We start from the raw sequence: 2,871 nt of genomic DNA on the forward strand, positions 1-2,871 counted from the left end.
TCCATCATTCAGCTTCCAGATAACATGGAAGCCTTCTCGCATGAGAAACCATGCTCAAAAAGCAGCGGACAAAATGGGACAAAGACGGCGCTTACAATGAAACGACTGGTCGCGTTTTCGACCGGCGAATGCCTAGCCTGGCGGTTCCGGAGTTAATGCACCTTGATCACGACCTTGCCGTTCGCACGGCCCGTCTCGATATAGGCCGCGCCTCCGAAAGCTGGCTTTGATGGAAAGTGCGGATAAAAGGCGCCATTCGTCAGTCCGGCATCCTTCATGATCGTCGCGAGGCCCGAGCCCGCTATAACAGTGGCCATCCGAAGAACACGCTGGCTTACGAGCCGCCTGGGCGCATTGCTGAGTTGATTGAAGCAGAGCAAAAGCAATCAAGAGTGGTTTTGACATTGAAGGCGGTTGCCGTGGCCGTGTACCCGGGCGCTCAATGGAAAAACATTGATTTCCGAACGTTTCCCTCGACTGTGTCGGGCACTGCTGACATTCCGTCGGCAGTCCGAATGGGAGGAAGTTATGAAAACGCTGCTGATCGCGATCGGCCTTTTCGCCGCAACAACTTTGCCGGCTCTGGCAGCCGAGCCCGTCAAGATGGTCGACACTAAAATGGGCAAGATCATGGCCACGGAAAAGGGCATGACGCTTTACACCTTCGACAAGGATGCTCAAGGTAAATCAAACTGCGACAAGGATTGCCTCAAAAAGTGGCCAGCTTTTCACGCTGCCGACCAAGCCAAGGCAGAGGGCGAATGGTCTTTGGTCCAGGATGCTAACGGCAAGAAAATTTGGGCATATGGCGGAAAACCGCTTTATACATTTGCCGGAGACAAAAAGGCAGGCGAGATGAACGGCGATGGCATTGGCAACGTCTGGCACGTAGCCAAATAGCCGGACGACGTCGAGGAGCAGGAGACGGTCGTTGGATCGTTTCCATTTCCGGTGCCCGCTAATATTGATTGAGCTTTTGAAGAAATTGGGATGGCTCTGCTCCAAGAGAACGGTGCGCTAAGGAATCGTGACTTGTCGAGCAAGATTGCGGCGCGTGTTGCCTGATCCTACTTCCGCTTTAATCTGAGTCTTCGCGATCTCAAGGATGGAGCGGTTCCGTGATTCCGTGAACGCTGAACCGCTAGCTCCTTTCCACTCGATAGTCACCACAAAGTCGCCAGGCTAACTGGCGTCGATATGCGCATTGTCGCAGGCGAAAAGAAAATACTGACGGGCAACGCTCGGGGCGGAGCGATATCGAAGCGCTGTCATACAGGAAAAAACCGCGTCCCAATAAAGCTGGCCGGAGTGTTGATCGAAATCTTTCTGCAGATATCGAAGCGCTTCTCTTGGCCCGCTGATGGCTCGGGTGCAAAAGCCAGCTTCCTGGATGAGGACCGGCGTCTCCCAGATGAGCGAGAATCCGACGTTAATGACAGAGCCCACTAATTTCCTCTCCGACACCCTCGCAGAGGGAAATATCTGCGGTGGCAACCGATACGACAAGTCAATTTGGGACCCTCAAGGATTCGCGGACCCCACTACGGCTCTTCCAACAGGGCTGGGTACAGTTCCCACGAAATCCTGAAAAGAACCCGTCCATTTCAATGGATTGCAGTTCTATCGTTGCACTTTTTGGCCATCAAGATAGCCGTGTTCGTAAGCCTTGGCGAGCACGCTTCGTTCCGGATAAGGATTTTCCTCATCTGCCACGTCCCGCATGCCGGCTTCGCCGCCACGCTCATAGGCTTCTCTAGCCGCCTCATCGGAGACCTTCAAATCCGGAGGCCCGAGTACTTCTGCACCTATCGGATCAGGAGAGTTTGACGCCACCCCCAATCCGGACGGAGGGGGGAGATTTTCGACTTGCATGGCTGTTTCCTTCTTGGAGCGTAGAGCAGCGAGCACTGACGAGCTAGCCGCTTGGTGCGGCCATCGCAAAGAGCCGCCTTTACAAGAAGCCGTTCCATAGCCTCGAAGGATCGCGATATACTGGTCAAGGCGAGACGAGAGCGACACTGATAGATCAGTATCGCTCTCCATTTAAGGCTATTTGATGCGCGGCGGCTTGCGGGATTTATCGTTCCTGCTCTTGCTAGACGATGTTTTCGCATCGAAGGCCTGTCCAAAATTCGTGCCGCCCAGATGCCCGCCGCCACTCGTGTTGTTGACTTGGCGCAGCGCTCGCCGAAGGATCTTCTCTGCATTTGTCTTTGTCATTCTGTCTCTCCAAAACAAAAGGCCGGGGGTTGCCCGACCTTTTCAAAGCTCTCAGTCCCGCAACGCTGGTGCTTTCGGGGCAAAGCGATGCGAGCAGATCGCCTGATTGATTAGGCGGATAAAAGGTTCTGCGCGGCGTTCTTGCCGTTGCGCACATCTTGTACCAAGTCGAAGGAAATCGTCTGGCCTTCCCTGAGAGAAGACATGCCGGACTGCTCTACCGCGGAGATGTGGACGAACACATCCGCAGATCCGTCACTCGGAGCAATGAAGCCGAACCCCTTATTGATGTTGAAGAATTTCACGATGCCTTTAGCCATGACGATGTCCTTTCAATCGCATGAAATTACGACGCCGCAGATATGCGGGCGATCAATGATCGAGCTTGAGAGGGAAGATCAGCAAATGCGCTTGCACGCAGAAACAAAGCTAACGAAGCAAATCCGATAAACACGTGTAGAATAATTTTTTTGAATTAGCAATGCTTTCGCCATTTAATTTCATTGAAGTACCAGACATATACATAGAAATAGATGAACAATACCTGCAATCCAAATCTGTCCGACATCAGCGCCCTTGAGACAGAATTGGTTTAATTGAGAAGAGAGGATTTTCGGCTCATCGTAGCTCTATCAAAGGAAGCGAAGATGA

The 2,871-nt window shown here is 52.7% G+C and carries 5 protein-coding genes; 1 reads left to right on the forward strand and 4 read right to left on the reverse strand.

Annotation, left to right across the window (positions count from 1 at the left end):
- Positions 1 to 152: 152 nt before the first annotated feature.
- Complete coding sequence (locus BJ928_RS38345; protein ID WP_174178282.1) at positions 153 to 317, reverse strand: hypothetical protein; 165 nt, start codon at positions 315 to 317, stop codon at positions 153 to 155.
- Between the two features lie 211 nt (positions 318 to 528).
- Here BJ928_RS38345 and BJ928_RS38350 point away from each other — a divergent pair, with 211 nt between their 5' ends.
- Entirely contained in the window at positions 529 to 900 is a 372-nt protein-coding gene (locus BJ928_RS38350; protein ID WP_047637273.1) for a lipoprotein, read from the forward strand.
- A gap of 720 nt (positions 901 to 1,620) precedes the next feature.
- On the opposite strand, the gene BJ928_RS38675 is transcribed toward BJ928_RS38350, so the two are convergent.
- The 3 genes from BJ928_RS38675 to BJ928_RS38360 all read right to left on the reverse strand — a co-directional run bounded on the left by BJ928_RS38675 (position 1,621) and on the right by BJ928_RS38360 (position 2,540).
- Positions 1,621 to 1,872, reverse strand: a complete 252-nt coding sequence (locus BJ928_RS38675; RefSeq protein WP_052228101.1) for a hypothetical protein — start codon at positions 1,870 to 1,872, stop codon at positions 1,621 to 1,623.
- A 177-nt stretch (positions 1,873 to 2,049) separates the two neighbouring features.
- On the reverse strand, positions 2,050 to 2,220 hold the full coding sequence (locus BJ928_RS39165) for a hypothetical protein (RefSeq protein WP_174178299.1): 171 nt from the start codon (positions 2,218 to 2,220) through the stop codon (positions 2,050 to 2,052).
- Between the two features lie 110 nt (positions 2,221 to 2,330).
- Complete coding sequence (locus BJ928_RS38360) at positions 2,331 to 2,540, reverse strand: cold-shock protein (protein ID WP_047637276.1); 210 nt, start codon at positions 2,538 to 2,540, stop codon at positions 2,331 to 2,333.
- Positions 2,541 to 2,871 lie beyond the last annotated feature (331 nt).

This window comes from Rhizobium sp. WW_1 (assembly GCF_003610155.1).
In the GTDB taxonomy this organism is placed as follows: Bacteria; Pseudomonadota; Alphaproteobacteria; order Rhizobiales; family Rhizobiaceae; genus Rhizobium; species Rhizobium tropici_A.